Below are 26,332 nucleotides of genomic sequence, written 5' to 3' on the forward strand. Positions count from 1 at the left end.
CGCAAGCCACTGGAGCGACAGTGGCTTGAGGCCGAAAATGTGATTCGGCGCGTATAGGATATGAAAATGACGAACGATCCCGATCACTTCTTCGAGCAGCAGGACGTAGCGCTGCAGATGCTCATTGTCGAAAACAGGGGTGACGAATTGACCGATATCCTCGTCGATGCTCTGCGCGACGCCCTTGCCCTCCTGCAGGACGAGCAGGAACCTACGGTCCACTGACGGAGGCGTCAGAACCGGTCGGAAACCTGGATGCCGGCCGGTCCGAGAATGACGGCGATCAGCACCGGCAGGAAGAACAGGATCATCGGTACGGTGAGTTTCGGCGGCAGTGCCGCCGCTTTCTTTTCCGCTTCGTTCATGCGCTCGTCGCGGCCTTCCTGCGCGAGTACGCGCAGCGCCTGTGCGACGGGCGTGCCGTAGCGCTCCGCCTGGATCAGCGCCTGGGTAACGCTTTTAACGCTGTCGAGCTGAGTGCGAAGCCCGAGGTTTTCAAGCGCGGTTCGGCGATCCGGCAGGAAGGAAAGTTCAGCCGTCGTCAGAACCATTTCCTCGGCGAGTTCCGGTGACTGGATGGCGATCTCATCCGCCACGCGACGCATGGCGGCCTCGATGGAAATCCCGGATTCAACGCAGATCAGCATCAGGTCGAGTGCGTCGGGCCATGCCCTGCGGATCGAATGCTGCCGCTTGCTCATACGGTTCGAGACATAGATGTTCGGCAGGTAGAAACCGATATAGCCGCCGACGATCGTGGCGAGCAGACGGATCGCGAGCGGCTTTTCCGCAAGATTGCCAAGCGCGAAGATCCAGATGGCGGTGATTGCGAGTGTCAGGAACGGCAGGAAGAAACGCGCGAAGAGAAAGATGTTCAGCGCGTTCTGCGAACGTAGGCCTGCCGCGCGAAGCTTGTCCAGCGTGGCGTCGTCCACCAGAGCCTGACGCAGGTTGAGGCGTTCGACGATCTGCCGGACCGACTGGTTGTTGTTTGCGCGAAGGCTCGCCTTGCCGCGGGCCGTCTCGGCATTCATGCGCGCCCGCTCGCGTGCACGGATCTGCTCACGCTCGGTGGAGACCGCCTTCATGCGCTTGTCGAGATTGCCGCGCTCGAAGAAGGGAATGGCGATGGTGTAAAGGGTGGCGAACACCGCGATCGCCACGAGGACCGCGATGATCAGCGAGGGATTTGTCAGGCTTGCCGCGAAGTCTTCATTCATCGCCCGGTTCCCTAGATGTCGAAGTTGATCATGTTGCGCATCACCAGGATGCCGAGCGACATCCACACGCCCGAGGCGGCGAGGATCAGGTGACCGCGAGAATCGGTGAACAGGATCATGATGTATTGCGGCGAGGTGAGGTAGACGAGTAGCGCGACGATGAAGGGCAGGGCGCCGATGATGACTGCCGAGGCCTTGGCTTCCATCGAAAGCGCGTTGACCTTCGCCTTCATCTTCTTTCGGTCGCGCAGCACGCGCGAGAGGTTGGACAGCGCTTCGGAAAGATTGCCGCCGGCCTGGCTCTGGATGGCGATCACGATAGAGAAGAAATTGATCTCCTGCAGCGGCATAGTGATCATCATGCGCTGGCAGGCTTCCGGGACGCTGAGGCCCACCTGCTGGGATTCAACGACCCGGCGAAATTCCGTCTTCACCGGTTCCTGTCCTTCGGAAGCGATCAGCCGCAATGCGTCGTTCAGCGGCAGGCCGGACTTGATCGAACGGACCATGACATCGAGCGAATTGGGGAACTCGTTCAGGAATTTCTTCTGCCGGCGCTTGACCAGGAAACCGACGAGCCAGCGCGGAATGCCGAAGCCAGCGACAAAGGCCACGCCGACAAGCGCGAGCGGCGGCAGCCCGGCGACGAAGGCGAACACGGCGATGACGACGCCGAAGATGACGCTGAAGGTGTAAAACTGGCTTGGGGTGGCGGAAAGGCCGGCTTGCGTGAGCCGTGATTTCAGGCTGGTGGCTGCGGCCTTCTTCTGCCGTTCATGCTGCTTGCGCTCCAGTTCTTTCAGCGAATCCTGAACGGATTTTCGCCGCTTGGAGATTTCCTGCACGCGGTCGCGGGCCGCCTTGACCTTGGCGTGATCGGTCTCCGCCGCCTTCACGCGGTTGATGCGGCTTGCTGTCTTCTTCTCGGTCTCGATCTGTGAGTACAACAGTCCGTAGGCGATGCCGCCGGTTGCTATTGCCGCAAGCGCGATGATGGCCAGTACCAGGGGATCGAAGCCGAACATCGTCTCAGGCCCCCTTGCCCTTCTGTTCCATGGCGTCCAGTGCCGCCGCCAGACGGCGCTCCTCGTTATAGTAGCGCGCGCGATCCCAGAAATGCGGCTTGCCGATCCCGGTCGACATGTGCCGTCCGATGATCTTGCCGTTGAGGTCTTCGCCTTCCATCTCGTAGCGCAGAAGATCCTGGGTGATGATGACGTCGCCTTCCATGCCGATCACCTCGGTGACATGGGTGATGCGGCGCGAACCATCGCGCAGGCGGGCCGCCTGGATGATGACGTCGATGGAGCCGGAAATGATTTCGCGCACCGTCTTCGCAGGAAGGGTGAAGCCACCCATGGCAATCATCGATTCCATACGCGACAGGCATTCGCGCGGCGTATTGGCGTGGATCGTGCCCATCGAGCCGTCATGGCCGGTGTTCATCGCCTGCAGGAGGTCGAACACTTCCGGTCCGCGCACTTCGCCGACGATGATGCGTTCGGGACGCATACGCAGGCAGTTCTTGACGAGATCGCGCATGGTGATCTCGCCTTCGCCTTCGATGTTCGGCGGGCGGGTTTCGAGACGCACAACATGCGGCTGCTGCAGTTGCAGTTCGGCGGTGTCTTCGCAGGTGATAATGCGCTCGTCGGCATCGATGAAGCCGGTGAGGCAGTTGAGCAGTGTGGTCTTGCCCGAGCCGGTACCGCCGGAAATGACGACGTTGCACCGCACGCGGCCGATGATCTGCAGGATCTCCGCACCTTCCGGCGTGATGGCTCCGAATTTGACGAGCTGCGCGAGGTTGAGTTTGTCCTTCTTGAACTTGCGGATCGTCAGGGCCGGCCCGTCGATGGCGAGCGGCGGAGCGATGACGTTGACGCGCGAGCCGTCAGGCAGGCGGGCGTCGCAGATCGGGCTGGATTCATCGACGCGGCGGCCGACCTGGCTCACGATGCGCTGGCAGATGGAGAGAAGCTGGGCGTTGTCGCGGAACCGGATATCCGACTCGATCGTCTTGCCGTTCACTTCGATGAAGGTCTGGCCGGAGCCATTGACCATGATGTCGGCGATGTCGTCGCGCGCAAGCAGTGGTTCCAGCGGACCGTAGCCGAGCACGTCGTTGCAGATATCGTCGAGCAGTTCCTCCTGCTCGGAGATCGACATCGCGAAGTTCTTGATGGTGATGATGTCGTTGACGATGTCGCGGATTTCTTCGCGCGCGCTTTCCCCGTCCAGCTTGGCAAGCTGCGACAGGTCTATGGTATCGATCAGCGCCGAGAAGACCTGGGACTTGGTGTCATAATAGTCCTGCGTACGGGCGGGCCGCTTGCGGCCGGCAGGCTGCTGCGCCTGCAGCGGCGGAGGCGCAACCTGCTGGCGCGGCTCGTCGCGTGCGGACTCCGGAGCGGCCATGCTGCTACGCTGGGGAGGTATCGCAACAGCGGGCGCGGCCGCGGGCGGCACCGTGCCGACCCCCGATCCACTCTTTCCAAAACCGTCGCCTCCGCGCTTTCCAAACATCAGCCTTAACCTGTTTCCGTCCTGCCGTTATTTCTTGCCGAGCAGCCCGAGCATCTTGCCCAGCCCGCCCTTTCTGGGCTTCTTGATCGTGGCCCTGCCGGTCACGAGATGGGCGATCTGCGAAAATGTCTCTGATGTCGGCGATTTTGCATCGATCTCGGAGATCATCCGCCCGCTATTGGCCGCGTTTCCGAACAGCGCTGCGTCGAACGGAATGATGGCGGCCGGCTCGATTTCCAGCGGCTCGAAGAAATCCTGCGGCGAGATTTCCGGACGCTTCGGCATGCCGACCTGATTGAGAATGAGATGCGGCGCCTTGTCGTTCGGCCTGATCTTCTTCAGCGCGTCGAGCATGTTCTTGGCGTTGCGCAGATTGGCGAGGTCGGGAGCGCAGGTGATGATGATCTCATCGACTTCGCCGAGCACCGTGCGCGTCCAGTCCGACCAGGCATGCGGCAGGTCGAGCACGGTCGCCGGCGCGCTGCGTTGCAACAGTTCGAGCACCGGCTGGAAGGCATCGCGGTCGTAGTCATAGGCGCGGTCGAGCAGCGAGGGCGCGGCCAGCAGCGAGAGATGCTGGGAGCAGGTCGTCAGCAGGCGGTCGAGGAACACTTCGTCCAGCCGCTCCGGCGAGAAGACCGCTTCCGCCATGCCCTGCGCCGGGTCCTGGTCGAAGTCGATATTTGCCGTCCCGAAGGGAAGATCGAGATCGGCCAGAATGGTTTCCGTCGAAAACAGGCTCGAAATGCCGAAAGCGCAATTGTGGGCGATGGTCGAGGAGCCCACGCCACCCTTGGCGCCAATGAAGGCAATGCTGCGGCCGAGCGGTTCGGCTTCCGGGTCGACGAAGATGGCCGAAATGGCGGTCATGATATCGGCCATGGCGAGGGGAGCCACGATATATTCGGAAATGCCGTTGCGCATCAGTTCGCGATAGAGCGTGATGTCGTTGTGACGACCGATGATGATGACCCTGGTGGCAGGGTCGCAAACCTCGGCGAGAGGCGCGAGTTCTGCCATCAGGTTGCCGGCGACCGCCTCGGTTTCCAGAATGATGAGGTTCGGTGTTGGCGTGGAGGCAAACATGCTCGCGGCGGCGGCGATGTTGCCGCTGGTGATTCTGAGGCTTGCCCGTGCCATCCGTCGATCCTGGGAGCACTGCTCCATCACGCGCCGGACCGCATCCGATATGCAGAAGGCGTGCACCGAAATGCGCGGCAGCGGACGCAGGCTGTCGAGATCGCCAGTCGCGGCAGGCTCATCCGCCATGCGGCCCCCGTTGGCCCCCGTGTCAATGTCGTAATCGATCGCGCTCATGCTTTAATCCTGCCTTCGGACGTTGCGGCCCTGCTAGTTCGTCGAGGTATCGGCGCCTTCGCGATAGAGACCGATGACAGTCGAGCGTCGCGTCGCATCGATCGGCGCGGTCGCGCGCGGCGTCACGAGGTCCATCGGATTGGCAATCTGGGCCGCAAGGTTTGCTTGCGTGGCACAGCCGAAATTATGCCAGTTCTTGTTGGCATAGGTATTGTTCTGCAGGTCTTCCGGCCACTGGCCGCACTGGTCGGTGACGGCGGTGACCGCGACATAGCTCAACCTGACTGGTGCAGTGTCGCCCGTCGCGCCTGCCTGATAGCTGGTTTCGACGATACGGGGCGCCGGTACACCATTGCCCGCCAGTACCGAGCGGATTTCCTTGCGCATATGGGCGGCGGCAACCGAATTCGGCGAACCCTGCGGCAGAAGGATCTGCAGGTTCCCCCTGGACTTCGATGCGTAGTCGCCGGCAAAGCCTGCGATGGCATCCCGTGTTCCGGTCGTCAGGCTGCGGTCGCCCGATGCGATCGGAATATCGAGGGTATGCTCGACTTCAGTCAGGGTGATCGGATGACGGGTGCGGTAATCGTCGGGGATTGCCCCCGTCGACATCTGGTCCTTGTTCATGCTGCCGCAGCTGGCGAGCATGGTGGTCGCGCCGATAACCAGCAGGGTTGCGGCGATGCGCCCGCAGCGGATCGTGTGTTCGGCCATGGCGGTCCGGCTTTCCGTTCTTTCGAGCTTGGTCGTTGGCGTCTTCATGTCGGCCTCCGGGCTCACTTGTAGATAAATCCGACCGCGCCATGGTATTGGCCAGTGGCATCAGCCTGACGGCGGCCATAGACCTTGTTCACCTTGTTCAGGAAGAAGGTGGCGCCGTCGTTCTCGGGGTTGAAGTTGTCGTCGGGGCGGGCGAGTTGGTTGCGCGCGACCGGCCGAACGAGATAGGGCGTGGCGATGATGACCAGTTCGGTCTCGTTGCGCTGGAAGTCCTTGCTTCTGAACAACGTGCCGAGAACTGGGATCTTGGAAAGGCCGGGCAAGCCCGACATCGCCTGGCGGATGTTGTCCTGAACGAGACCAGCTATCACGATGGAGCCGCCTGAAGGCAGTTCGACGGTGGTCGAGGCTTCGCGCTTGCGGATCGACAGATAGGTCGAGCCTGGAACGTCCAATTGGTTGCCAGAGACGTCCGATCCTTCCCAGGTCGGTTCGGAAACATTGGTCTCGATTGCCAAGCTGATGCGCCCCGGCGCCAGGACCACCGGACGGAAGTTCAGCTCGATGCCATATTCCACCGATTCCGTCGTGCGTGTAATCGTGTTTTCCTCGGAATCGACTTCTTGTTCTTTGGGTAGGCGATATTCGCCGCCAACATAGAATTTTGCCTGTTCGCCGGAAATCGCCGTCAGGCTCGGTTCGGCAAGTGTGCGCATCACGCCGGCCTGTTCCATGGCATTGATGTAGGAAGTGATTCCATAGCCGGAACTTCCGAGCGAGCCGACAACCTTCGCGATGCCATCCAGGTTGACGGAGTTGCCGAGGTTGGCGGGATTGGCATAACCGATACCGCTCGTGCCATCCGAAATGCGACCACTGAAGCCAAGCTGTTTCAGGACTGAACGGCTGACTTCGGCGACCGTGACCTTGAGTGAAACCTGATCCTCGCCCTCGATCGTCAGCAAGTTGACGATCTGGGAGACCTGACGGTCTTCCGCGAAGATTGCAACGGCTGCGTCCCCGCTCTCGCTGGATGCCGTCGCGGTCTGGTTGCGAGTGGTCGCTTCACCGCCCTTAAGGAAGGCGTTGGCAAGGCTTTCTGCACGGGAGGCGTCCTGCGGGGTGCGCACCGTGCCGGTCAGGACGATGTTGTCCGAGACGATCTCGACCTTGATGTCGGATTCGGGAATGAAGCGGCGCAGATTGTTTTCGAGTCCTGCGATGTCGCGTTCAATCTCGACGTCGAGGCTTACCACTTCCTCGCCGTTGGCGCCGAAGATGAAGATGTTCGTCTGGCCGACGGCCTTGCCGAACAGATAGATGCGGCGCGAGGTGCGGGTCACGGCATCGGCCATCGACGGATCCGCAACGAGGATGTCGTGCGCGTCCTGCGGCAGGTCGACGACGAGCGCCTTGTTGAGACCGAGCTTGAGGGTACGCCGAGCGCCGGGACCGGACTGGTTGATGCGGACAACGCTCTGGGCCGCTGCTTCTGCAGCCGGCACATCGAAGATGTGGGGGGCGAAATTGCCGGGCATGCCGGAAAAGGCCATGGAGAAGGCCAATCCTCCGGCCAGCGAAGTGCGGATTTTCTGTTTCAAGTTCAGCACCGTGGCATCCCCGATCATTGTGTCTGGTTTTCCGAACCGGAGGTCTTGACCACCGTGCCGGATTTGATGACCTGAATTGAAGGCGCCCCCGAGCCGCCGCTCAGAAGGTAATCCGCGACCGACGTATCTTCTTCCTGTGCGTCGGCGACCGAGCGCAGCGCCAGCGACAGCCGGTCCGCCATCTGCTGAGCAACAGTGATCACCTTGGCCTGGTCGGGCGTGAGTTCCAGTGTCGCCGTGGTGCCGACCACGGACTTGCTGCCATCTTCCTTCTCCTCGACCTGCTGGTCGATCGCCAGCACGCGAATGTTGGAGAGCACGGTTTCGGTCAGGTAATTGTTCTCGTCACCCTTGCGGACCATGATGATGTCGACGCGGTCATTGGGCAGGATGAAGCCGCCGGCGCCAGTCGCGACGGAGATTTCGGTGGCGACCGCGCGCTTGCCGGAGGGCAGCAGCGACGACATGATCCGCGTCGAGGAATCGACGATCTTCTCGCGGCGCATCGGCTCTCCCTCGAACATCGGAAGGCGCACGACCGCGCCCGCGAGTTCCGTCAGGGCGTCGGGGCGATCCGTGCGGGTAATGAAACCGGGAACGATGCTGCCTTCTGGCCAGGCCATCCAGCGAATGGACTTTTCGTTCAGCCGGGCGCCGACGGGAAGATTTTCCGAGGAGACGAGCACGTCGACAGTCGGCTCTTTTTTGACCTCGCCGCTCACCTGCTGCATCACGACCTGTTTCGTGCCGCCGAGCCTCATGGCGAGGAGCCCTGCCATGCCGGCCGCCACGACGGCGACGGCGAGGATGATGATGCGCGCGGGTTTCATGATCTTTCCTTGAGCGGCACAAAGCACTGTGCCCCGCAGAATGATCAGCAATTGGTGTAATTATGGTTAACGAGACGCTTACGGTCTTGGTTAACGATAGCTTCCTGTGGTCGGCTGCCAGCGTTTACCGCATCTGCTCCAGCGCCGTCAGCACGAGCGGCGATTGAGGAAACGTGACGAGGCCACCGACGCAGATCGCGATCGCATAGGGGATCTTCTTGGCCGTCAGGATAGAGTGCGGCACCGGCAGGTTGAGCGCCATGACGGTGTTGGCGCGCGCCCGCACCAGCAGAATGAGAATGGTCAGGATGCCGCCGCCATAGGCGACATAGATCAGGAAATGCAGCAGGGATGGAGTGAAACCGTACCACACCGCCGCTGCGGTCAGAAGCTTTGCATCGCCGCCGCCCATGACGTTGATGGCGAAGAGGCCAAAGACGACAGCGAACACGGCGGCGCCTGCCACGATATGCCAGCCGAATTCGGGGAGGCTCAGACCGGAGAAAGGTGCAATCAATATGAAGGATGCAAGAATGATGACCGGAATACGGTTCGGGACAGTCATCTCGAACAGGTCGGTAAAAGCCGCAACGACGAGGCAGATCGGCAGAATTACGAAAACCGCAGCTTCATACATGGCTGACTTCCTTTTCGTTCAATCGCGGGATCATGTTTGCAAAGGCTTACGAAATCGCAAAGCCGCTTTACGTTTGTTTATTTGCCAAAAACGAACGTGGCCGCCCTGCATAGAGGCGGCCACGCTGAGAGCTCAGTGATACAAGCAAGCTTATCAGTACTTGCCGTTGGCGTCGGTCATTTTAGTCGACAGATCAGAGAACTGCGTGTTCAGGGCGTTGCCGAGGGTCGTCGCGCCGGTGATCAGGGCGACGGAGATGAGGGCTGCGATCAGGCCGTATTCGATAGCGGTGGCGCCGGACTCATCCTTCAGGAAACGTGCGAAAATCTTGGTCATTCTACTCTCCTACTCCACAATGGTTGTTCAGCACTCCCGGCAACTGTTTGCCGTTGCTCGGATGACTGGAACCTACACATCAGCCCATTGCCATCGACTTAAGAAAGACGGTTACCAACTCCTGAAAACCCAAATGCCCGGGACTTGGTAAACGGTTGGAAGCACCGAAATTCCGCATTTTATCGATCAAGGCGCACACGCCGGAAAATCGATGATAAAACAGCTATTTGCATCGCCTTCACGAAAGGCATTCATGGCTGGATGGCGCGGCTGTGATCGTCACCGTCTTGTTCTTCGCAGGACAAGTTGCGGATGTGTGACCAATTTTGGTACGAACCTAGGTCGATGCTTGGTCGCCGATACGGTTTTCGAGAAGGACAGGAGAGCGGCGAGATCGCGTTCAAGCGTGCGCTGTGCGCATCCGGGACCGTTGCCGGCTCGCTCGGCTGGTGTTGTTCACACAGAAATGCCCCGGCTTAACCGTCCGTTCACCAATCCGCTCCATCCTGCGTCAGGATCCACGTATTGAAAGCTTCGGAAGGCTGGCACGCATGTTGTCTTGCAGCGGTCTCAAACTTCTTGCTGTCGCCGGTGTGCTCGCATTGAGTGCGGCACTGCCGTTTTCCGCTTCGGCTGAAGACGATAGCGGCTATCTCCGCGTTTATATGAACAATGCGCGCGTCCTCAAGCTCGACCGTCCCGTCAGCAAGGTGATCGTCGGCAATTCCGATGTTGCCGACGCGACCGTTGCCGACGCTAAGACCATCGTTCTGACCGGACGTGCCTTCGGTTCGACAAACCTTGTCCTTCTCGATGCCGACGGCAATGCAATCGTCGACGAACGTATTCTGGTATCGATCGACGAGGGCAATACGGTGCGTGTGTTCAAGGCGACCAGCCGCACCGTGCTTTCCTGCACACCGAATTGCGAGGAGCATGCCGCTACCGGTGTCAGCTCGAAATAACCGGACGAAGTGAGACCTTTTGCCGCCCCAGATCGGGAAAAACGTAAAGAAACCGGAAACGGAATTTCAATACTTCGCCTCTAGGGTCTCGACAAAACCGCATTTCGGTCACAGGCGATGAATCCAGTCACTCATCCGGACGAAGCAAAAACCCGCAGGAAGCGGCCGCGCTTTTCATTATGGCGCCGGATGGCCCGTTCCCGGGATGGCGCGGCCGCAATCGAATTTGCGATCCTGGCCATTCCCTACTTTCTCATCATTTTTGCGACTCTCGAGACCTTTGTCGCCTATACGGCCGAACAGATCGTGGCGAACGCCGTCAACGTCATGGCGCGCGAAGTGCGCACGGGTAACATCACCTACAATCTCGGGCGAGATACCGACATGACGATGGAAGAGTTCCGGGTCGCGTTCTGCGACCAGATTTCCGTCGTGATCGCCTGTTCCGCCACCGAGGCCGCCACACCGCAGAAGCTCTATCTGGATCTTGAGACGCTCCCGACCTTTGCAGCGGTTGCCGACAAGGTCGGCGTTCCGCGTATCAATGGCGGTCTCTCGGATCTCGATACGTCCGCCTTCCATTTTTCCCCCGGCGGACCTGATACGATCAACCTGCTGCGCGCCTATTACCGATGGGACGTGACCATGGATCTGTTGCGGTCCATCAGCAACATCCGGCCGGATAGCCAAACCAATCAGGTCCTCCTTATTGCCACCACGGCGTTCCGCAACGAGGAGTATCCGTGAAGCGCTCCGCTCCAGAATTGAACGGGAAAGATACCCTCGCCGGCCAGCTGGGTGTTCTCACGCGCACCTCCGTGCTGTTGCGGCGTTTTCTGTCCGACCGCCAGGGCATTGGCGGCGTCGAATTCGCGCTGCTGGCGCCGATGCTGATCGTTATCTACCTCTGCGCCTTCGAGTTGATGATGGGTTTCACCGTGGCAAAGAAGGCCACGGCGGCGTCGAGCACGATTGCGGATCTCGTGAGCCGTGAAGATAAGGTGACCAAGAGCGATCTTGCAGGGATGGTGGATGTCGCAGATGCCATCTTCGTTCCCTATTCCGTCAACAATCTCTCCCTGAAGATCACCGGGGTGAAGGTCGATGCCAACAAGCAGGCCACCGTGGCGTGGTCCTGGTCGAACACGGGCACTGCGCCCTATGGCGTGGGTGCTGCCGTCAAGGTTCCCGACGATATGCTGATCGCGAGCACTTTCCTCGTCCATTCGGAACTCAGCGTTGGACATGAACTCTTGCTCTATCTGCCCGCCCTCTCGGGCCAGAACATCAAGAACATCACCATCCCTCGCGAATTTTTCTTTCGCCAGCGCGTCGGCGACAACATAACCTGCAATGATTGCTGATATCATTTTCGCCCGCCCGATTACTGCTTAAGGGCGAGCACGGCGCGGGATTTCCCGCCCGTTTGCCAAGTCTTCAACATGGCGCTAAACATCGGCACGAATAGACGCGGGAATGAAATGGCCATGACGGCCAGCGGACCTGCGATTCAGGTGGACCATGGCACGTGCATTTCTCTTCGTTCTCGATTCCTTCGGCATTGGCGGCGCGCCGGATGCCCATCGCTATGGCGACGAGGGATCCGATACGCTCGGCCATATCGCCGAATTCTGTGCTGCCGGCATCGGCGACCGCAAGGGCCTGCGCTCCGGACCGCTCTCCCTGCCCAACATGTCAGCGCTTGGTCTCGTCGAGATCGCGCGGCTGGCTTCCGGACACCTGCCGGCGGGCATGCCGATTCCCGAGCGCGTGTTCGGACTTTATGGCGCCGCCAGTGAAGTATCGCATGGCAAGGACACGCCATCGGGACATTGGGAAATCGCCGGAACGCCTGTTATGTTTGACTGGGGTTACTTTCCGGCGGAAGGCGACGCCTTTTCGCCCGAACTGGTCGAGGCCATCTGTCGCGAGGCCGATCTGCCGGGCATTCTCGGAAATTGCCATGCCTCCGGCACGGAGATCATCGCAAGGCTCGGTGAAGAGCATATCCGCACCGGCAAGCCGATCTGCTACACCTCCTCGGATTCGGTCTTCCAGATCGCGGCTCATGAAACCTATTTCGGCCTGGAACGTCTGCTCTCGCTTTGCGAGATTGTCCGCAAGCTTGTCGATCCCCTGAATATCGGCCGGGTCATCGCGCGGCCCTTTGTGGGCGAAACCCCGGCCGACTTCCAGCGCACCGGAAACCGTCGAGACTATTCGGTCCTGCCGCCGGAGCCGACGCTGCTTGACCGGCTGGTCGAAGCCGGACGGCACGTGCATGCCGTCGGAAAGATCGGCGATATTTTCGCCCATCAGGGGGTCTCGCGCGTGCTCAAGGCCAATGGCAACATGGCGCTGATGGATGTCACCCTGCAGGCCATGGACGAGGCGGAAGACGGCGATCTCGTCTTCACCAACTTCGTCGATTTCGACATGCTTTATGGCCATCGCCGCGATGTGCCGGGCTATGCCGCCGCTCTCGAAGCCTTCGATTTGCGCCTTCCCGAAGTTCACCGCAAGCTTCGACCCGGCGACATGGTGCTCATGACGGCGGATCACGGCTGTGACCCGACCTGGCGCGGCACCGATCACACCCGCGAGCGTGTGCCGATCATGGCGTTTGGCCCCGGCATCAAGTCGCGCGCGCTTGGCATCCGCAATACCTATGCCGATATCGGCGAAACGATCGCGGCCCATCTCGGCATTCCCGCCGGGCCGCATGGACGGAGTTTTCTTTGACATCTCATCTGATGAAGGCCGAACTGCACTGCCATGTCGAAGGTGCAGCCCCGCCGGCGTTGACACTTGCCCAGGCCGAAAAATACGGGATCGATTCCACGAAATTCGTTCGTGACGGGGGCTATCTCTGGCAGGACTTTACCAGTTTCATCGATTGCTATGATTTCGTCGCCTCGGTTTTCCGAACCGCGGAGGACTACGCGGCCCTTGCCGAGGCCTATCTTGGTGAACTGGCTGCCACGAACACGATCTATAGCGAGCTGTTCATTTCCCCTGACCATGGCGAGGCCGTCGGCCTTTCCCCGGACGACTATGTCGGCGGTCTGGCGGCGGGTGTCATGGCCGCGCGGGAAAAGACCGGCATAGAATGCCGCATGATCATCATCGGTGAACGCCATCTCGGGCCGGAAAGCGTGCTACGCCGGGCCGAATGGGCGGCGAAGTTCGAGCATCCTCTGGTGACCGGTTTCAATATGGCTGGCGAGGAGCGCATGCACCGGGTGGCCGATTATGCGCGTGCCTTCGATATCGTGCGCGAGGCAGGCCTCGGCATCACTATTCACGCCGGCGAACTCTGCGGCGCTTTCTCCGTCGCCGATGCGCTCGACCTCGTGCGACCGAGCCGTATCGGCCATGGCGTGCGTGCGATCGAGGACCCCGATCTGGTCAAGCGGCTGGCCGATCTCGGAACCGTGCTGGAGGTCTGCCCGGGTTCCAACATCTCGCTGAAGGTCTTCCCGGATTACGAAAGCCATCCGCTGCGCCGCTTCGTCGAGGCCGGTGTGCGGGTAACGCTGAACTCCGACGACCCGCCCTTCTTCCATACGTCGCTTGCGCAGGAATATGAGACGGCGTCGAAGGTGTTCGGCTTCTCGGATGCCGAGATCAATGCCATGACCCGCACCGCGATCGAAGCGGCTTTCGTCGATGAGGTGACGCGAGAGTCGCTGCTGGCGAAGTTATTGGCTGCCGATTGGGGATGATTACACAAATTTGCGGCCTGCTCTTGCGGGCCGGCGCGCGAATGTGGAAGAACAATTTCACCCACAAAGAATAGAAGAAGGTTATCCCCATGCACGGCGTCACAGTCATCGGTCATCCGCTCGTACAGCACAAGCTCACGATCATGCGCCGCAAGGAGACCTCGACATCGAGCTTCCGCCGGCTGCTCAGGGAAATCTCGACGCTTCTCTGCTATGAGGTCACCCGCGATCTCGAACTCACCATGGAGACGATCGAGACGCCGCTGACCGAGATGCAGTCGCCGGTGCTGGAAGGCAAGAAGCTGGTCTTCGCCTCCATCCTGCGCGCCGGAAACGGCCTTCTTGAAGGCATGCTGGAACTGGTACCGGCCGCCCGCGTCTCCCATATCGGCGTCTACCGCGACCACGATACGCTGCAGCCGGTCGAATATTACTTCAAGGCGCCGGATGCGCTGGACGAGCGTCTGATCATCGTCGTCGATCCGATGCTCGCCACCGGCAATTCCTCGATTGCCGCCATCGACAAGCTGAAGGAGCGCGGCGCGAAGAACATTCGCTTCGTCTGCCTTCTCGCAGCTCCCGAAGGCATCAAGCATTTCTGTGAAGCCCATCCGGATGTCCCGGTCTTCACCGCCGCCATCGACAGCCATCTGAACGAGAAGGGCTATATCGTGCCTGGCCTCGGCGATGCCGGCGACCGCATGTACGGCACGAAATGAAATCTTAACCACCGGAACAGGAAAGCAGCCCGCAAACAGCCTTTGCGGGCTGCTTTCCGTTTGCGGTTAGCAGCTTTTCAGCCTCCGCGTGCTAGTGAGGCTACTCTTCGTCATGTCGGGGATTGCCCATGCTGGTGCGCACGCTTGTCTTCGTTTCCGTGGCTGCCGTTCTTGCAACGCAGGTGCCGCGCTTTATCGAGAAGGATGCTGAAACGGTGCCGGCAACGGTGTCTGCTGCCGACGTTGCAGCTGCGACCCCGGCCAGCCTTCCGAGCGGTGTGGCTCTGCTGAAGGCCGATGGACGCGGTCACTACACCGGCAGTTTCAAGATGAACGGCAAGCCGGTCGAGGGCCTCGTCGACACCGGCGCTTCGCTTGTTGCGATCAATGAAACCACGGCTCGACGGCTCGGCATCAGCATTGCCGGACTCGATTTCAAATATCCGATCTCCACCGCCAATGGTCGCACGGATGCGGCACTCATCACCCTTCAGCGTGTCGAGATCGGGACTGTCAGGGTTGAGAAGGTCGAGGCCTTCGTGCTGCGCGACAAGGCGCTTTCCAACACGCTGATCGGCATGAGCTTCCTGAAGCGCCTCGACGCCTATGCCGCCGAAGGCGACACCATGCGGCTTACCCGCTAGAGCAATTCCAGCAAAAGTGCGCAGCGGTTTTGCTGGAATTGCGGGAAAACAATGAGATAGAGCATTGGAGGCGATGCTGCTATCGCCGGAAATGCTCTATCTCACGCTCGCGAGACGAAATCAGGCGATCCGCTTGCCGACGGCAGGGTCGATGACCGGTTCTATTGCGCCGACCGTATAGCTTGCCGCCACCATTTCAGCAGCTTGGCGTCCTTTGGCTTCGTCATTGGCATGCACAACGGCGATGACGCCACCCTTCGAGACAGCCGTTCCGAGCGGCAGGAAGCCGGTGAGGCCTACCTTGTGGTCGATCGCATCGCTCGGGCGCTGCCGTCCGCCGCCGAGTGCCACGACGCAGAGTCCGAGGCCTCGTGTATCGCAGGCCGAAAGCCAGCCGTCGGAGGAAGCGAGAACCGGGATCTGAGCCGGAGCCTTGGGCAGGTGCCTTTCCGCCCGCTCCATGAAGTCGGCAGGGCCGCCCAGCGCATGGACCATCCGCCCGAAATAGTCCGCCGCTTTTCCGGAGGAGAGGGCGGCGCGGCAGCGCGCAAGTGCCGTTTCGATGTCTGCCGCGATGCCGGCATTGACCAGCATTTCGGCCGAAAGCGCCAGCGTCACCTCTTCCAACCGCGTGCCGCCTTTCTCGCCCTTGAGGAAATCGACGGCATTCTGCACTTCGACCGCATTGCCGGCGCAGTCGGCCAGCGGCTGGTTCATGTCCGTGAGCAGCGCCGTGGTCTTGACGCCCGCCCCGTTCGCCACCGTCACCAGCGAGCGCGCCAGCGCCTCCGCATCCTCTGGGTTGCTCATGAAGGCGCCGTTGCCGGTCTTGACGTCGAGGACGAGGCTTTCGAGACCGGCTGCGAGCTTCTTGGAAAGGATCGAGGCGGTAATCAGCGGGATGGATTCCACTGTCGCGGTCACGTCGCGGATCGCATAGAGCCGCTTGTCGGCGGGGGCGAGGTCGCCGGTCTGGCCGATGATGGCGCAGCCCGCCGTGTCCACCGTCCGGCGGAATGTCTCCGGCGATGGCATGACGTCATAGCCTGGAATGGATTGCAGCTTGTCCAGCGTGCCGCCCGTGTGACCAAGCCCCCGGCCGGAGATCATCGGCACCGCCAGCCCGCAGGCCGCAACGATCGGCGCCAGCATCAGCGAGACATTGTCGCCCACGCCGCCGGTCGAATGCTTGTCGGCAATCGGCTTGCCCACGCCCTGCCACGAAAGTACCTCGCCGGAATCGCGCATGGCGAGCGTCAGCGCCACGATCTCTTCCGGCGTCATGCCGCGGAAGAAGACAGCCATGGCGAAGGCGGCGACCTGACCTTCGGAGATCGTCTCCTTGCTCAGCCCCTCGATGAAACCGGCGATTTCTTCCGGCGTCAGTGTGCCGCCGTCGCGTTTCTTGCGGATGATTTCCTGTGGCAGCATGTCTGATGTTCCGGGGTTCAGTAATCGGAAGTGCCGGCGCTCACGCGCGCGCCACCGAGAACGGAGAGAATATCGTCGAGCAGACCCGAAGCCCCGAAGCGGAAGGTCGATGGGATCGCCCAATCCTCGCCCATGATGGTGTCGGCAAGCCGGAGATAAAGGGCCGCATCCGCGACGGTCGAGATGCCGCCCGCCGGCTTGAAGCCCACCTTCTTGCGGCTGTCGCGGATCGCCTGCAGCATGGTGTCGGCCGCTTCCAGCGTGGCGTTGACGGCGACTTTGCCGGTGGAGGTTTTGATGAAGTCCGCTCCGGCTTCGATCGCCAGTTCCGAGGCGCGACGAACCAGCGCCATGTCCTTGAGTTCGCCGGTTTCGAGGATCGTCTTGAGCGTGATGGTCGGGCCGCAGGCGGCCTTGACACTGGCCACCAGATCGCTGACGCCCTGTTCGTCGCCGGAAATCAGCGCGCGGTAGGGAATGACCACATCGATCTCGTCGGCCCCGTCGGCAATCGCGTCGCGGGTTTCGGCAACCACGTCTTCGGTCTTCATCTCACCGGAAGGAAAGTTGACGACCGTGGCGATCCGAACCGGGGTGCCACCGTTCAGCAGCGCGCGGGCCTGCGGCACGAAACGCGGCCAGATGCAGATCGCGGCCGTATGGCCGTAAGGGGTCACCGCCCGTTCGCACAGCGCCTCGATGGCGGCTGGCGTGCAATCGTCCTTGAGGTTGGTCAGGTCAAGCAGCGACAAGGCCCGGGCGGCAGTCGCCCGCAGTTCATGGGTGTCCATTGGTTGTCCCTCCGCCGGCAATCATCCTCTTCAGGATGGCGGCAAGTCGTTTTCCGCCGATCGGAGCCATGTCCTTGGTCTCTTCGTGACTGAGTTCACCACCCGTCATGCCGGCTCCGTAATTGGTAATAACCGATGCAGCGGCGACGCGCAGCCCAAAAAAGCGCGCAAGGATCACTTCCGGCACCGTGGACATGCCGACCGCATCGGCGCCGAGAATGCGCGCCATGCGGATTTCTGCCGGCGTTTCGAAGCTCGGGCCGGAGAACCACATATAGACACCGGAGGAAAGCGGAATGCCTTCTTCTTCCGCCGCGCGACGCATCCCGGCCGAGAGTTCCTCGTCATAGGCCGACGTCATGCCGACGAAGCGCTTGTCGCTGTCCTGGCCGATCAGCGGGTTGTGACCGGAGAAGTTGATGTGGTCCGAGATAAGCATCACCGAGCCCGGCGGCATGTCCTCGCGCAGCGATCCGGCCGAATTGGTCAGGATCAGCGACTGCACGCCAAGCCCCATCAGCACCTGGATCGGCAGTCGCATGGCGTTGGGGTCACCGTGCTCGTAATAGTGGATGCGGCCGGCCAGCATGATGACAGGCACATTGCCGAGCAGGCCCGCCACCACGGCCCCCGCATGACCCGACACGCCGCTCACCGGAAACCCCGGAAGCTCGGTATAGGGAATGCGGATGGGGTTGCGGATTTCGTCGACGAGGGAGCCGAGACCGGAGCCGAGCACGATGCCATGGCGTGGCACCAGTCCGTTCAGCCTGTCGATGAGAAGATCGATGACGTCCCTCATCCGAGGATATCCGTCTTGAAGCTGAAGGGCAGGAGTTCCGAGATTGTCATGGTCTTCTGCACGCCCACCTCGTCGCAGAGATAGATCTTCGTGCCGGCATCGGCGAATTCGGCGATCTTCTGCCGGCATCCGCCGCAAGGCGGGCAGAGCGCCAGCTTTTCGGCGATGACGGCCATTTCGACGATTTTTTTGCCGCCGCCCATGATCATGCAGCCGATAGCCGTCGGTTCGGCGCACCAGCCCTGCGGAAAGGAGAGGTTCTCGATATTGGCGCCCGTATAGACCTTGCCGTCATCGGCGCGGATGGCCGCGCCAACGGGGAATTTCGAATAGGGCGCGTGGGCAAACTTCATCGCATCGCGTGCGGCTTCGAAGAGGTCGTGCGACATGGTCAGCGCTCCTTCACATAGGGGACGCCGCCGGCTTTCGGCGGGTTTGCCGCACCGATGAAGCCGGCGAGCAGGATGCAGGTCAGGATGTAGGGCAGGGCCTGGAAGATCTGCACCGGCACTTCGCCGATCAGCGGCACGGATTTGCCCTGCATGAAGTTGGCGAGCGCATCGAGGAAACCGAAGAGCAGGCAGGCGAGCAGCACCGGCACCGGCTTCCACTTGGCGAAGATCAGCGCGGCGAGCGCGATATAGCCTTTGCCGGCCGACATGTCCTTGATGAAGGCCGCCGACTGGGCGATGGCGAGATAGGTGCCCGAGAAGCCGCAGAGGAACCCCGCGACCAGCACGGCCCGATAACGCAGCCAGGTGACCGAGATACCGGCGGTATCGACGGCGCCGGGATTTTCGCCGACCGCGCGAAGTCTGAGGCCGAAGCGCGTGCGGTAAAGCACCCACCACGAAAGCGGCACGGCCAGGAAGGCGAGGTAGGTCAGGAGGTTGTTGCCGGAGATCACATTGGCATAAAGCGGGCCGATAACAGGCACGTCACGCACTGCGTCCACACCCGGCAGCGTGATCGGCGAGAAACGGGCGGTGCTCGCAAGCTGCGGCGTACGGCCGCCCTGGCCGAACCAGGCCTGTCCGAGGACCACGGTCAAGCCCGCCGCGACGAAGTTGATCGCCACACCCGAGACGATCTGGTTGCCGCGATTGGTGATCGAGGCAAAACCGTGCACCAGCGAGAAGGCGAGCGAAACGCCGATACCAGACGCAAGGCCGATCCATGGTGATCCCGTCACATAGGCCGCTGACGCAGCGGCAAAGGCTGCCGCCAGCATCTTGCCTTCCAGCCCGATGTCGAAAATGCCCGCGCGTTCGGAAAAGAGGCCTGCAAGGGCGGTGAAAATCAGCGGGATCGACAGGCGGATGGTCGATCCGAGAATGCTGATGAGGATATCGAAGAAATCCATCGTCTTGCCTCAACCTCTCACGAATTGCTGGTAGATGCGCACGATCGCCGGACGGAACATATATTCCAGCGCGCCCGCAAACAGGATGACGAGACCCTGGATTACGACGATCATGTCACGGGTGATGTTCGGCATGTCGAAGGAAAGCTCCGCGCCGCCCTGATAGAGCACGCCGAAGAGGATGGCCGCGAGCACGATGCCGAGGGGGTGGCTACGGCCCATCAGCGAGACCGCGATGCCGACAAAGCCTGCGCCGCCGACGAACTCGACCTGCAGGCGGGCGGAAGCGCCGAGCACCGGGTTGAGGGCCATCATGCCGGCAAGGCCGCCGGAGATCAGCATGGTGATCATGACGATCTTCACATAAGGAATGCCGGCGTAAGCCGCCGCCGAACGGGAAAGGCCGAGCGTGCGCATCTCATAGCCGAGCTTGGTGCGCCAGATCAGCACCCAGACGACGACGCACATGAAGAGTGCAATCAGGAACGACACATTGAAGGGGGCGGGACCGAGCTTCAGCCCGAACAGCGCCATCAGCCAGTCGAGCTTCGGCAGCTGGCCGCCGGGCAGGAAGGTGCGGGTTTCCGGAGCCATCTTGCCCGGCACGATCAGCACATTGACGAGCAGGTAGACCATCAGCGCCGCGCCGATGAAGTTGAACATGATCGTGGTGATGACGATATGGCTGCCGCGCCTGGCCTGCAGCCATGCCGGGATCAGCGCCCATGCGGCACCGAAGGCAGCAGCCCCCAGCACGGCGAAGGGCATCGTCACATACCACGGCACGTAATGGTCGAAGGCGAGCGCCACGAGTGCCGCGCCGAGACCGCCGACATAGGCCTGCCCTTCCGAGCCGATGTTGAACAGGCCGGCATGAAAGGCAACGGCGACCGAAAGGCCGGTGAAGATGAAGTTGGTGGCGTAGTAGAGCGTGAAGCCGATGCCTTCGCCGCGACCAAGCGCGCCCTGCAACATCAGCTTGAGCGCTTCATAGGGATTTTCGCCGATGATCCAGACGACGAAACCGGAAACCAGAAACGCCAGGATGAGGTTGATCAACGGCAGAAGTGCATAGTTGATCCAATTGGGAAGGGGTACGGAAGCGGTACTCATCAAAACCTCATGCGGCAATGCCGGCCATCATCAGGCCGAGTGTCTGTTCGCCGGTTTCCGGGCTCTTCTCGCCGACGATCTTGCCGGCGAACATCACCAGGATACGGTCGGAGAGCGAACGGATCTCGTCTAGTTCGACGGACACCAGAAGCACGGCCTTGCCGGCGTCGCGCGTCTCCACGATCCGGCGATGGATGAATTCGATGGCGCCGATATCGACGCCGCGGGTCGGCTGGCCGACGATCAAAAGCTTCGGGTCGCGCTCGATTTCACGGGCAACGACGATTTTCTGCTGGTTGCCGCCGGAGAAGTTTGCGGTCTTGAGCCGTGGGTTCGGCGGCCGGATGTCGTATTTCTCGATCTCTTCGACGGCCGCCTTGCGGATGAGTTCGGGATCGAGGAACGGGCCTTTACCGTAGCGCTGATCGCGGTGATAGCCGAGAATGGCGTTCTGGCTTTCCTCGAACGGCAGGATAAGGCCCATGTGATGCCGGTCTTCCGGGATATGGGCTAGACCGATGGAGCGCAGCTTGGCCGGATCGTAGCCGGCGACCGGTTCGCCGCAAATGAAGATCTCGCCCGAGGTCGGCTTGCGGATGCCGGTAATGGCTTCCAGCAGTTCGCTCTGGCCGTTGCCCGCGACGCCGGCGATGCCGACGATCTCGCCGGCCCGGACGTCGAAGGAGACGTTGTCGACCATGGTGACGCCGCGGCTGTCCTTGACGGTGAGGTTGCGCACCGAGAGATAGACGTCGCCCGGCTTGGCGCTACCCTTCTCGACATGCAGCAGAACCCGGCGGCCGACCATCAGCTCGGCCAGCTCTTCCACCGTGGTCTCCGCCGTCTTGCGGGTCGCCACGATCTGGCCGCGGCGCATGACCGACACCGTGTCGGTGATCGCCATGATCTCGCGCAGCTTGTGGGTGATCAGGATCACGGTCTTGCCCTGGTCGCGCAGCACGCGCAGGATCTTGAAGAGGTGGTCGGCTTCGGCCGGCGTCAGAACCCCGGTGGGTTCGTCGAGAATGAGGATCTCGGCGCCGCGATACATGGCTTTCAGGATTTCGACGCGCTGCTGCAGGCCGACCGGCAGTTCCTCAATGACTGCGTCCGGATCGACTTCGAGCTCGTAATCTTCTTCGAGCTTCTTCAGTGCGGCGCGTGCCGCATCCGTGCCCTTGGCGAGCAGGGCGCCGCCTTCGGCGCCGAGCATCAGGTTTTCAAGCACGGTAAAATTTTCGACGAGCATGAAATGCTGATGCACCATGCCGATGCCGGCGGCGATTGCCGACTGGCTGTCGCGGATGGCAACGGGTTTGCCATCGATGTGAATGCTGCCGCTGTCGGCGTGGTAGAAGCCGTAGAGGATCGACATCAGCGTCGATTTTCCGGCCCCGTTTTCGCCGATGATCCCGTGAATCGAACCCTTGGCCACGGTCAGGTTGATGTTCTTGTTGGCATGCACCGCACCGAACTTCTTGTCGATGCCGATCAGTTCGATCGCCGGTGCCCGGTTCGTTTCGCTCATTCCAATCCCCCGGAGCGCTGCCCGCAGATCTGCGGTGAACACCCTCTTTTATGGATTTTTGAAGCAGCCCGCCCGTTTTATCGGTCCCGCCTCAGGAGCGGACAGGATGCTCAAGACATGGAAAGGGCGCAAGACGGCCGATCATGCCGTCTTGCGCCCGTATCAGATCACTTCGGGCAGGAATTGTCCGACATGTAGTCGTGGACCTTGATCGTGCCGGCAATGATATCGGCCTTGGCCTTTTCGACCGCTGCCTTCATGTCGTCGGTGATCAGCTTGGCGTTGTTGTCGTCGAGTGCGTAGGCGACGCCGTCTTCCTTGACGCCGAGAGCCTGAACGCCGGCGGTGAACTTGTCACCCTTGGCATCGGCATAGGCGTTGTAGACGGCGAGGTCGACGCGCTTGACCATCGAGGTCAGCACCGAACCCGGATGCAGGTGGTTCTGGTTCGAGTCGACGCCGATCGACATCTTGCCGTTGTCGGCTGCGGTCTGCAGCACGCCGAGGCCGGTCGCGCCGGCTGCCGCGTAGATGACGTCCGCGCCCTGGTCGATCTGGTTCTTGGTGAGTTCACCGCCGCGAACCGGATCGTTCCATGCAGCACCGGTGGTGCCGGTCATGTTCTGGAAGACCTGAATGTCGGCCTTGGCAGCGCGGGCGCCCTGCTCGTAGCCGCATTCGAACTTGCGGATCAGCGGGATGTCCATGCCGCCGACGAAGCCGACCTTGCCGGTCTTCGAGGCGAGACCAGCCAGGATGCCGACGAGGTACGAGCCTTCCTCTTCCTTGTAGACGACCGAGCGAACGTTCGGCAGGTCGACGACGCTGTCGACGAGAACGAACTTGGTGTCCGGGAATTCGGCTGCTACCTTTTCGATCGCCGAGGTCCAGGCAAAAGAAACAGCAACGACAGGATTGTAGCCCTTGGATGCGAAGTTGCGGATAGCCTGTTCGCCCTGGGTGTCGCCGGTCGGTTCGAAATCGCGATAGTCGATGCCGGTTTCGGCCTTGAACTTCTCAGCGCCGGCATAGGCCGCCTCGTTGAAGGACTTATCGAATTTGCCGCCGGTGCCGTAGACGAGTGCCGGCTTGACGTCCGCGGCAAGCGCCGCGGCCGACATGGCAGTCAAGGCAAAGAGGCTCAAAAGGGTTTTTTTCATTGTGCAGCCCTGTTGTTGCTATTGATCTTGTTGGGTCCTCCCGCAAGCCCTTTGGAAGGCATGTCTGCGGAACCACCGACCCCCTCATCAAGGGCCTGGCTGGGCGCATCCTTGCATGGCTCATGGAAAAATTCACCAGATTTTTTTCATCCGGTAAAGGAATAGTGGGGGCTCAGGATTTTTGGCATCGATTGCCGAAAATCCTGTCAGATCAATGGGCTTTCTGCCGCCGTCTTGGGCAGCGGGCCTATGCTGCGGGTGCAATCGGGCAGGAGACGCCGGTGCCGCGAAGGCCGCAGTAGCCATCGGGATTCTTCGCCAGATACTGCTGGTGATAATCCTCGGCATAGTAGAAGGGGCCGGCTGCTGCAATCTCGGTCGTGACCGTCGTCTTGCGACCGGATGCGATCAATGCCTCCTGGAAGGCGTCGCGCATGCGGATCGCGGTGTCGATGTCATCGGGCGTATCGGCATAGATCGCCGAGCGGTAGGTGGTGCCGATATCGTTGCCCTGGCGCATCCCTTGCGTCGGGTCGTGCGCCTCGAAGAAGATCTTCAACAGGGCTTCGAGCGTCACCTGCTTCGGATCGTACACGACCTTCACCACCTCGGTATGGCCCGTAAGTCCGGTACAGGTCTCCTGATAGGTCGGGTTCGGCGTAATGCCGCCCTGATAGCCGGCAGCCGTAACCCAGACGCCCGGCGTATTCCACAACAGCCGCTCGGCGCCCCAGAAGCAACCCATCCCGAGATAGATCGTCTTCAGGCCTTCGGGGTAGGGACCCTTGAGCGGTCGGCCGGAGGTGAAGTGGATTTCTGCCGTGGGAAGCGGCTGGTCGCGTCCGGGCAGTGCCGTTTCCGGCGTGGGCATGGTGGTCTTCTTGTTGAACATGTCGATCAGGAACATTCCGGTCTCCTGTCTGCGGCCGGCTCTGCCAGCCTCGGGCTATTCGTGTCATATATATAGGAACGGCATTGCGCCGCTGTCAGGTCAGGCTGCGAAGCGGCCCGCGGGCGATGGCTTCTTGTAGCCGACCATCCACAAGAGCAGCGCCAGTAGCAGCAGCACGGCAAAAGCCGGCTGGGGCAATAGCCAGGCGGAAACGATCTGCCAGACCTGCTTGCCGGCATAGACCTCGACGAGGGACTGCGCCTGTATGAGGCTTGCGGGGCTCGCCTCGGCCCATGTCGTTGAAAGCGGTGAGACCGTGACCTGCGAGATGGAAACCGATTCGATCGAATCGACCGTTGCCACGATCACCGCAAGGCAGAGGCAGAGGAAACTCAAGGCACGAAATACAAAGCGCAGCATTTCCGTCTCCAGCATTTGCCGAGAGGGACGGCCGAACGCCACACCTGCGGATCAAGCCCCCTTCCTGTCCGCCAAGAGCTAATAGATAGGTATTTGCGCGGACAAGTCAAAATTCTGTCAGATTTGGGTTGATCCGCCGAAATTCATCGGTATATATCGCGCCCGACCGGCCGAGTTGCCCCGCAAGGGACAGATTGCCGTCAAGGACAGGTGGCCGAGTGGTTTAAGGCGCACGCCTGGAACGCGTGTGTGCGTGAAAGCGTACCGAGGGTTCGAATCCCTCCCTGTCCGCCATTTTTTTCCGACAATTGAATATTGTTTCGTTCGCCGGGTGTGAGCCTGAACGTCATTTGTTTCCGGCAGTAAATCCGTCCGAAGACGCGAGAAGTACCCTGGCCGCAGATGTACTCCAGCTTTCCGTAAACAGGCCGGAAATGGCCATTTTTAACGCTTTGTTAACCATAAGCAGGCTCTACTAAACGCGTTAACTCGCCGTTCATTGCCTGATTGGCGAGGCCCTCTATTTCAACTGCGTTAGGAAACGTCTTGCTTGGAGACCTCCGCTCTTTGTTGAGGATTGTCTCGGCCTTGTCGGCTGTCGCGATGCTGGCTGCGTGCACCAGCAGTGGCAGCGTGAAGCAGGGTAACGGACCGGAACTGGTTGACAAGGAAGAGGCGCTGGTCATGCCGCCTCCCGGCGGGCCGGCGATTGTCGGCGTGATCGGGCGCACGCGCGGAAACGGCGTGGAGCAGACGATCTCGCTCGCCACCTCCTCCACTGTGCAGGGGCAGAACTATTTCAAGATAGCATTCTACGGCAGTTCCGGCTCGCAGGACGGTCCCGCCATGACGTATCGCGGCCTGAACGAGGGCGATCTGCGTCGGGAAATCGCGCGCGCCGCGCCCGGCGTGCCGCTCGTTCGCTCCACTGCATTCCTGCAGAATGCCTACGGTCCCTTCGGTTATGCCTCCGGCCGCAGCAGCAGCGGCGAAGCCTGCCTTTACGGCTGGCAGCAGATCCGGTCGCGAAGCACGGGAAGCGGCATGGGCCGCGATTTCGGAATGATCCAGATCCGTGTTCGCATATGCGATAACCAGGCAACCGAACGTCAACTTTTGACTGTCATGTATGGTTACACGGTCACGGGTGGCTTCCAGGGAGAAATCTGGAATCCCTACGGCCGTCCCGGTGGGGTGGACAGCCGTATCGGACAGACAGGACAGCCAATATATCCTGCAGCCGAAACCGTTTCGCAGAATATCTCGTTTGGTTATTCGCCGCCTGTCGCGACCGCTCGCCAAGCCAAACCGGTGCGTGCAGAAGTCGTGCGTGAGACAAGCCCTTCGGTGCCCGTCGAGCGCAGCAACGGGCCGCGCGTGCCGCTTCCTGAAATCGAAGCAGCGCCCGCGGCGCCGGTTCAGTCATCGTCTGCGGTGGCTGTGCCCGGCAAGGCTTCGGGTGGAGAAACGGTCAACGTTCCTTCGCCGGATTGCATCGGCGCGACGGTCATGATGGCCGCGTGCTCCACAAAAGGCAACTAAACCGGCGCAATGGTGCAGCCGGCCTTTCTGCCGAAGGGATG

28 protein-coding genes and 1 tRNA gene are annotated in these 26,332 nt (G+C 61.1%); 10 read left to right on the forward strand and 19 right to left on the reverse strand.

All coding sequences use genetic code 11. From position 1 onward, the window contains the following. Positions 1-66: 66 nt before the first annotated feature. Entirely contained in the window at positions 67-225 is a 159-nt protein-coding gene (locus NBH21_RS13600) for a hypothetical protein (protein ID WP_250914154.1), read from the forward strand. 8 nt (positions 226-233) lie between these two features. Here NBH21_RS13600 and NBH21_RS13605 read toward each other — a convergent pair whose 3' ends face one another. The 9 genes from NBH21_RS13605 to NBH21_RS13645 all read right to left on the reverse strand — a co-directional run bounded on the left by NBH21_RS13605 (position 234) and on the right by NBH21_RS13645 (position 9,196). Beyond that, positions 234-1,220: a type II secretion system F family protein gene (locus NBH21_RS13605; RefSeq protein WP_250914153.1), complete on the reverse strand. Its 987-nt coding sequence runs from the start codon at positions 1,218-1,220 to the stop codon at positions 234-236. 11 nt (positions 1,221-1,231) lie between these two features. Beyond that, positions 1,232-2,245 carry a type II secretion system F family protein gene (locus tag NBH21_RS13610; RefSeq protein WP_250914152.1) on the reverse strand — a complete coding sequence of 338 codons (1,014 nt, stop codon included), beginning with the start codon at positions 2,243-2,245 and terminating at the stop codon, positions 1,232-1,234. Positions 2,246-2,249: 4 nt separating this feature from the next. Further along, the gene (locus tag NBH21_RS13615; protein ID WP_250914151.1) at positions 2,250-3,746 is read right to left on the reverse strand and encodes a TadA family conjugal transfer-associated ATPase; all 1,497 of its coding nucleotides are present in this window, start codon (positions 3,744-3,746) and stop codon (positions 2,250-2,252) included. A gap of 27 nt (positions 3,747-3,773) precedes the next feature. Beyond that, complete coding sequence (locus NBH21_RS13620; protein ID WP_250914150.1) at positions 3,774-5,063, reverse strand: CpaE/TadZ family protein; 1,290 nt, start codon at positions 5,061-5,063, stop codon at positions 3,774-3,776. A 33-nt stretch (positions 5,064-5,096) separates the two neighbouring features. Next, on the reverse strand, positions 5,097-5,777 hold the full coding sequence (locus NBH21_RS13625; RefSeq protein WP_425340430.1) for a CpaD family pilus assembly protein: 681 nt from the start codon (positions 5,775-5,777) through the stop codon (positions 5,097-5,099). Between the two features lie 62 nt (positions 5,778-5,839). After that, positions 5,840-7,411 carry a type II and III secretion system protein family protein gene (locus NBH21_RS13630; protein ID WP_250914148.1) on the reverse strand — a complete coding sequence of 524 codons (1,572 nt, stop codon included), beginning with the start codon at positions 7,409-7,411 and terminating at the stop codon, positions 5,840-5,842. Continuing rightward, entirely contained in the window at positions 7,408-8,223 is an 816-nt protein-coding gene (gene cpaB, locus NBH21_RS13635; protein ID WP_250914147.1) for a Flp pilus assembly protein CpaB, read from the reverse strand. The genes NBH21_RS13630 and cpaB overlap by 4 nt, the downstream gene beginning before the upstream one ends. A 124-nt stretch (positions 8,224-8,347) precedes the next feature. Continuing rightward, complete coding sequence (locus NBH21_RS13640; RefSeq protein ID WP_250914146.1) at positions 8,348-8,860, reverse strand: A24 family peptidase; 513 nt, start codon at positions 8,858-8,860, stop codon at positions 8,348-8,350. Between the two features lie 153 nt (positions 8,861-9,013). Next, the gene (locus NBH21_RS13645) at positions 9,014-9,196 is read right to left on the reverse strand and encodes a Flp family type IVb pilin (RefSeq protein ID WP_099056147.1); all 183 of its coding nucleotides are present in this window, start codon (positions 9,194-9,196) and stop codon (positions 9,014-9,016) included. Between the two features lie 554 nt (positions 9,197-9,750). Here NBH21_RS13645 and NBH21_RS13650 point away from each other — a divergent pair. The 7 genes from NBH21_RS13650 (at position 9,751) to NBH21_RS13680 (ending at position 15,249) form a co-directional block, all read left to right on the forward strand. Then, positions 9,751-10,161: a pilus assembly protein N-terminal domain-containing protein gene (locus tag NBH21_RS13650; RefSeq protein WP_250914261.1), complete on the forward strand. Its 411-nt coding sequence runs from the start codon at positions 9,751-9,753 to the stop codon at positions 10,159-10,161. A 117-nt stretch (positions 10,162-10,278) separates the two neighbouring features. Next, the gene (locus NBH21_RS13655) at positions 10,279-10,908 is read left to right on the forward strand and encodes a TadE/TadG family type IV pilus assembly protein (protein WP_425340419.1); all 630 of its coding nucleotides are present in this window, start codon (positions 10,279-10,281) and stop codon (positions 10,906-10,908) included. Next, positions 10,905-11,525 carry a TadE/TadG family type IV pilus assembly protein gene (locus NBH21_RS13660; protein WP_250914144.1) on the forward strand — a complete coding sequence of 207 codons (621 nt, stop codon included), beginning with the start codon at positions 10,905-10,907 and terminating at the stop codon, positions 11,523-11,525. The genes NBH21_RS13655 and NBH21_RS13660 overlap by 4 nt, the downstream gene beginning before the upstream one ends. A gap of 157 nt (positions 11,526-11,682) precedes the next feature. Next, positions 11,683-12,903 (forward strand): phosphopentomutase, encoded by a 1,221-nt coding sequence (locus tag NBH21_RS13665; RefSeq protein WP_250914143.1) that lies wholly within the window; start codon positions 11,683-11,685, stop codon positions 12,901-12,903. Then, on the forward strand, positions 12,900-13,886 hold the full coding sequence (locus NBH21_RS13670; protein ID WP_250914142.1) for an adenosine deaminase: 987 nt from the start codon (positions 12,900-12,902) through the stop codon (positions 13,884-13,886). The genes NBH21_RS13665 and NBH21_RS13670 overlap by 4 nt, the downstream gene beginning before the upstream one ends. Before the next feature lie 89 nt (positions 13,887-13,975). Further along, a complete protein-coding gene (upp, locus tag NBH21_RS13675; RefSeq protein WP_250914141.1) occupies positions 13,976-14,605 on the forward strand; it encodes a uracil phosphoribosyltransferase in 630 nt (209 codons plus the stop codon). 128 nt (positions 14,606-14,733) lie between these two features. Next, entirely contained in the window at positions 14,734-15,249 is a 516-nt protein-coding gene (locus tag NBH21_RS13680) for a TIGR02281 family clan AA aspartic protease (protein ID WP_250914140.1), read from the forward strand. A 120-nt stretch (positions 15,250-15,369) separates the two neighbouring features. On the opposite strand, the gene deoA is transcribed toward NBH21_RS13680, so the two are convergent. The 10 genes from deoA to NBH21_RS13730 form a co-directional block, all read right to left on the reverse strand. Beyond that, a complete protein-coding gene (gene deoA / locus NBH21_RS13685; protein ID WP_250914139.1) occupies positions 15,370-16,680 on the reverse strand; it encodes a thymidine phosphorylase in 1,311 nt (436 codons plus the stop codon). Between the two features lie 17 nt (positions 16,681-16,697). Then, positions 16,698-17,471: a deoxyribose-phosphate aldolase gene (gene deoC, locus NBH21_RS13690; RefSeq protein WP_250914138.1), complete on the reverse strand. Its 774-nt coding sequence runs from the start codon at positions 17,469-17,471 to the stop codon at positions 16,698-16,700. Continuing rightward, the gene (locus NBH21_RS13695; RefSeq protein WP_250914137.1) at positions 17,458-18,273 is read right to left on the reverse strand and encodes a purine-nucleoside phosphorylase; all 816 of its coding nucleotides are present in this window, start codon (positions 18,271-18,273) and stop codon (positions 17,458-17,460) included. Before NBH21_RS13695 ends, deoC begins: the two co-directional genes overlap by 14 nt. Beyond that, on the reverse strand, positions 18,270-18,662 hold the full coding sequence (locus NBH21_RS13700; protein WP_250914136.1) for a cytidine deaminase: 393 nt from the start codon (positions 18,660-18,662) through the stop codon (positions 18,270-18,272). Before NBH21_RS13700 ends, NBH21_RS13695 begins: the two co-directional genes overlap by 4 nt. 2 nt (positions 18,663-18,664) lie before the next feature. Then, a complete protein-coding gene (locus NBH21_RS13705; protein ID WP_250914135.1) occupies positions 18,665-19,636 on the reverse strand; it encodes an ABC transporter permease in 972 nt (323 codons plus the stop codon). 9 nt (positions 19,637-19,645) lie between these two features. Further along, a complete protein-coding gene (locus NBH21_RS13710) occupies positions 19,646-20,749 on the reverse strand; it encodes an ABC transporter permease (protein WP_250914134.1) in 1,104 nt (367 codons plus the stop codon). Positions 20,750-20,756: 7 nt separating this feature from the next. Beyond that, complete coding sequence (locus NBH21_RS13715) at positions 20,757-22,277, reverse strand: ABC transporter ATP-binding protein (RefSeq protein ID WP_250914133.1); 1,521 nt, start codon at positions 22,275-22,277, stop codon at positions 20,757-20,759. Positions 22,278-22,444: 167 nt separating this feature from the next. Next, on the reverse strand, positions 22,445-23,437 hold the full coding sequence (locus NBH21_RS13720) for a BMP family lipoprotein (RefSeq protein ID WP_250914132.1): 993 nt from the start codon (positions 23,435-23,437) through the stop codon (positions 22,445-22,447). A 247-nt stretch (positions 23,438-23,684) separates the two neighbouring features. Further along, entirely contained in the window at positions 23,685-24,344 is a 660-nt protein-coding gene (gene msrA / locus NBH21_RS13725; RefSeq protein WP_250914131.1) for a peptide-methionine (S)-S-oxide reductase MsrA, read from the reverse strand. Between the two features lie 84 nt (positions 24,345-24,428). After that, entirely contained in the window at positions 24,429-24,746 is a 318-nt protein-coding gene (locus tag NBH21_RS13730; protein ID WP_342452013.1) for a hypothetical protein, read from the reverse strand. Positions 24,747-24,953: 207 nt separating this feature from the next. On the opposite strand from NBH21_RS13730, the gene NBH21_RS13735 reads away from it, so the two are divergent. Together NBH21_RS13735 and bcsN are read left to right on the forward strand one after the other, a co-directional pair. Beyond that, positions 24,954-25,043: transfer RNA gene (locus NBH21_RS13735), tRNA-Ser, on the forward strand. A gap of 294 nt (positions 25,044-25,337) precedes the next feature. After that, complete coding sequence (gene bcsN, locus NBH21_RS13740; protein WP_250914129.1) at positions 25,338-26,291, forward strand: cellulose biosynthesis protein BcsN; 954 nt, start codon at positions 25,338-25,340, stop codon at positions 26,289-26,291. Positions 26,292-26,332: the final 41 nt, after the last annotated feature.

Source organism: Ciceribacter sichuanensis (assembly GCF_024055605.1).
GTDB lineage: Bacteria > Pseudomonadota > Alphaproteobacteria > Rhizobiales > Rhizobiaceae > Allorhizobium > Allorhizobium sichuanense.

Excerpts from the sequence above, each read along its gene's own strand:
- NBH21_RS13640 (WP_250914146.1), bottom strand. The coding sequence starts at position 8,860 with ATGTATGAAGCTGCGGTTTTCGTAATTCTGCCGATCTGCCTCGTCGTT.
- upp (WP_250914141.1), top strand. The coding sequence starts at position 13,976 with ATGCACGGCGTCACAGTCATCGGTCATCCGCTCGTACAGCACAAGCTC.
- NBH21_RS13695 (WP_250914137.1), bottom strand. The coding sequence starts at position 18,273 with ATGAGGGACGTCATCGATCTTCTCATCGACAGGCTGAACGGACTGGTG.
- NBH21_RS13600 (WP_250914154.1), top strand. The coding sequence starts at position 67 with ATGACGAACGATCCCGATCACTTCTTCGAGCAGCAGGACGTAGCGCTG.
- NBH21_RS13645 (WP_099056147.1), bottom strand. The coding sequence starts at position 9,196 with ATGACCAAGATTTTCGCACGTTTCCTGAAGGATGAGTCCGGCGCCACC.
- NBH21_RS13710 (WP_250914134.1), bottom strand. The coding sequence starts at position 20,749 with ATGAGTACCGCTTCCGTACCCCTTCCCAATTGGATCAACTATGCACTT.
- NBH21_RS13705 (WP_250914135.1), bottom strand. The coding sequence starts at position 19,636 with ATGGATTTCTTCGATATCCTCATCAGCATTCTCGGATCGACCATCCGC.
- NBH21_RS13720 (WP_250914132.1), bottom strand. The coding sequence starts at position 23,437 with ATGAAAAAAACCCTTTTGAGCCTCTTTGCCTTGACTGCCATGTCGGCC.
- NBH21_RS13700 (WP_250914136.1), bottom strand. The coding sequence starts at position 18,662 with ATGTCGCACGACCTCTTCGAAGCCGCACGCGATGCGATGAAGTTTGCC.
- NBH21_RS13630 (WP_250914148.1), bottom strand. The coding sequence starts at position 7,411 with ATGATCGGGGATGCCACGGTGCTGAACTTGAAACAGAAAATCCGCACT.
- deoC (WP_250914138.1), bottom strand. The coding sequence starts at position 17,471 with ATGGACACCCATGAACTGCGGGCGACTGCCGCCCGGGCCTTGTCGCTG.
- msrA (WP_250914131.1), bottom strand. The coding sequence starts at position 24,344 with ATGTTCCTGATCGACATGTTCAACAAGAAGACCACCATGCCCACGCCG.
- NBH21_RS13610 (WP_250914152.1), bottom strand. The coding sequence starts at position 2,245 with ATGTTCGGCTTCGATCCCCTGGTACTGGCCATCATCGCGCTTGCGGCA.
- deoA (WP_250914139.1), bottom strand. The coding sequence starts at position 16,680 with ATGCTGCCACAGGAAATCATCCGCAAGAAACGCGACGGCGGCACACTG.
- NBH21_RS13625 (WP_425340430.1), bottom strand. The coding sequence starts at position 5,777 with ATGGCCGAACACACGATCCGCTGCGGGCGCATCGCCGCAACCCTGCTG.
- NBH21_RS13615 (WP_250914151.1), bottom strand. The coding sequence starts at position 3,746 with ATGTTTGGAAAGCGCGGAGGCGACGGTTTTGGAAAGAGTGGATCGGGG.
- NBH21_RS13605 (WP_250914153.1), bottom strand. The coding sequence starts at position 1,220 with ATGAATGAAGACTTCGCGGCAAGCCTGACAAATCCCTCGCTGATCATC.
- NBH21_RS13715 (WP_250914133.1), bottom strand. The coding sequence starts at position 22,277 with ATGAGCGAAACGAACCGGGCACCGGCGATCGAACTGATCGGCATCGAC.
- NBH21_RS13665 (WP_250914143.1), top strand. The coding sequence starts at position 11,683 with ATGGCACGTGCATTTCTCTTCGTTCTCGATTCCTTCGGCATTGGCGGC.
- cpaB (WP_250914147.1), bottom strand. The coding sequence starts at position 8,223 with ATGAAACCCGCGCGCATCATCATCCTCGCCGTCGCCGTCGTGGCGGCC.
- NBH21_RS13655 (WP_425340419.1), top strand. The coding sequence starts at position 10,279 with ATGAATCCAGTCACTCATCCGGACGAAGCAAAAACCCGCAGGAAGCGG.
- NBH21_RS13620 (WP_250914150.1), bottom strand. The coding sequence starts at position 5,063 with ATGAGCGCGATCGATTACGACATTGACACGGGGGCCAACGGGGGCCGC.
- NBH21_RS13680 (WP_250914140.1), top strand. The coding sequence starts at position 14,734 with ATGCTGGTGCGCACGCTTGTCTTCGTTTCCGTGGCTGCCGTTCTTGCA.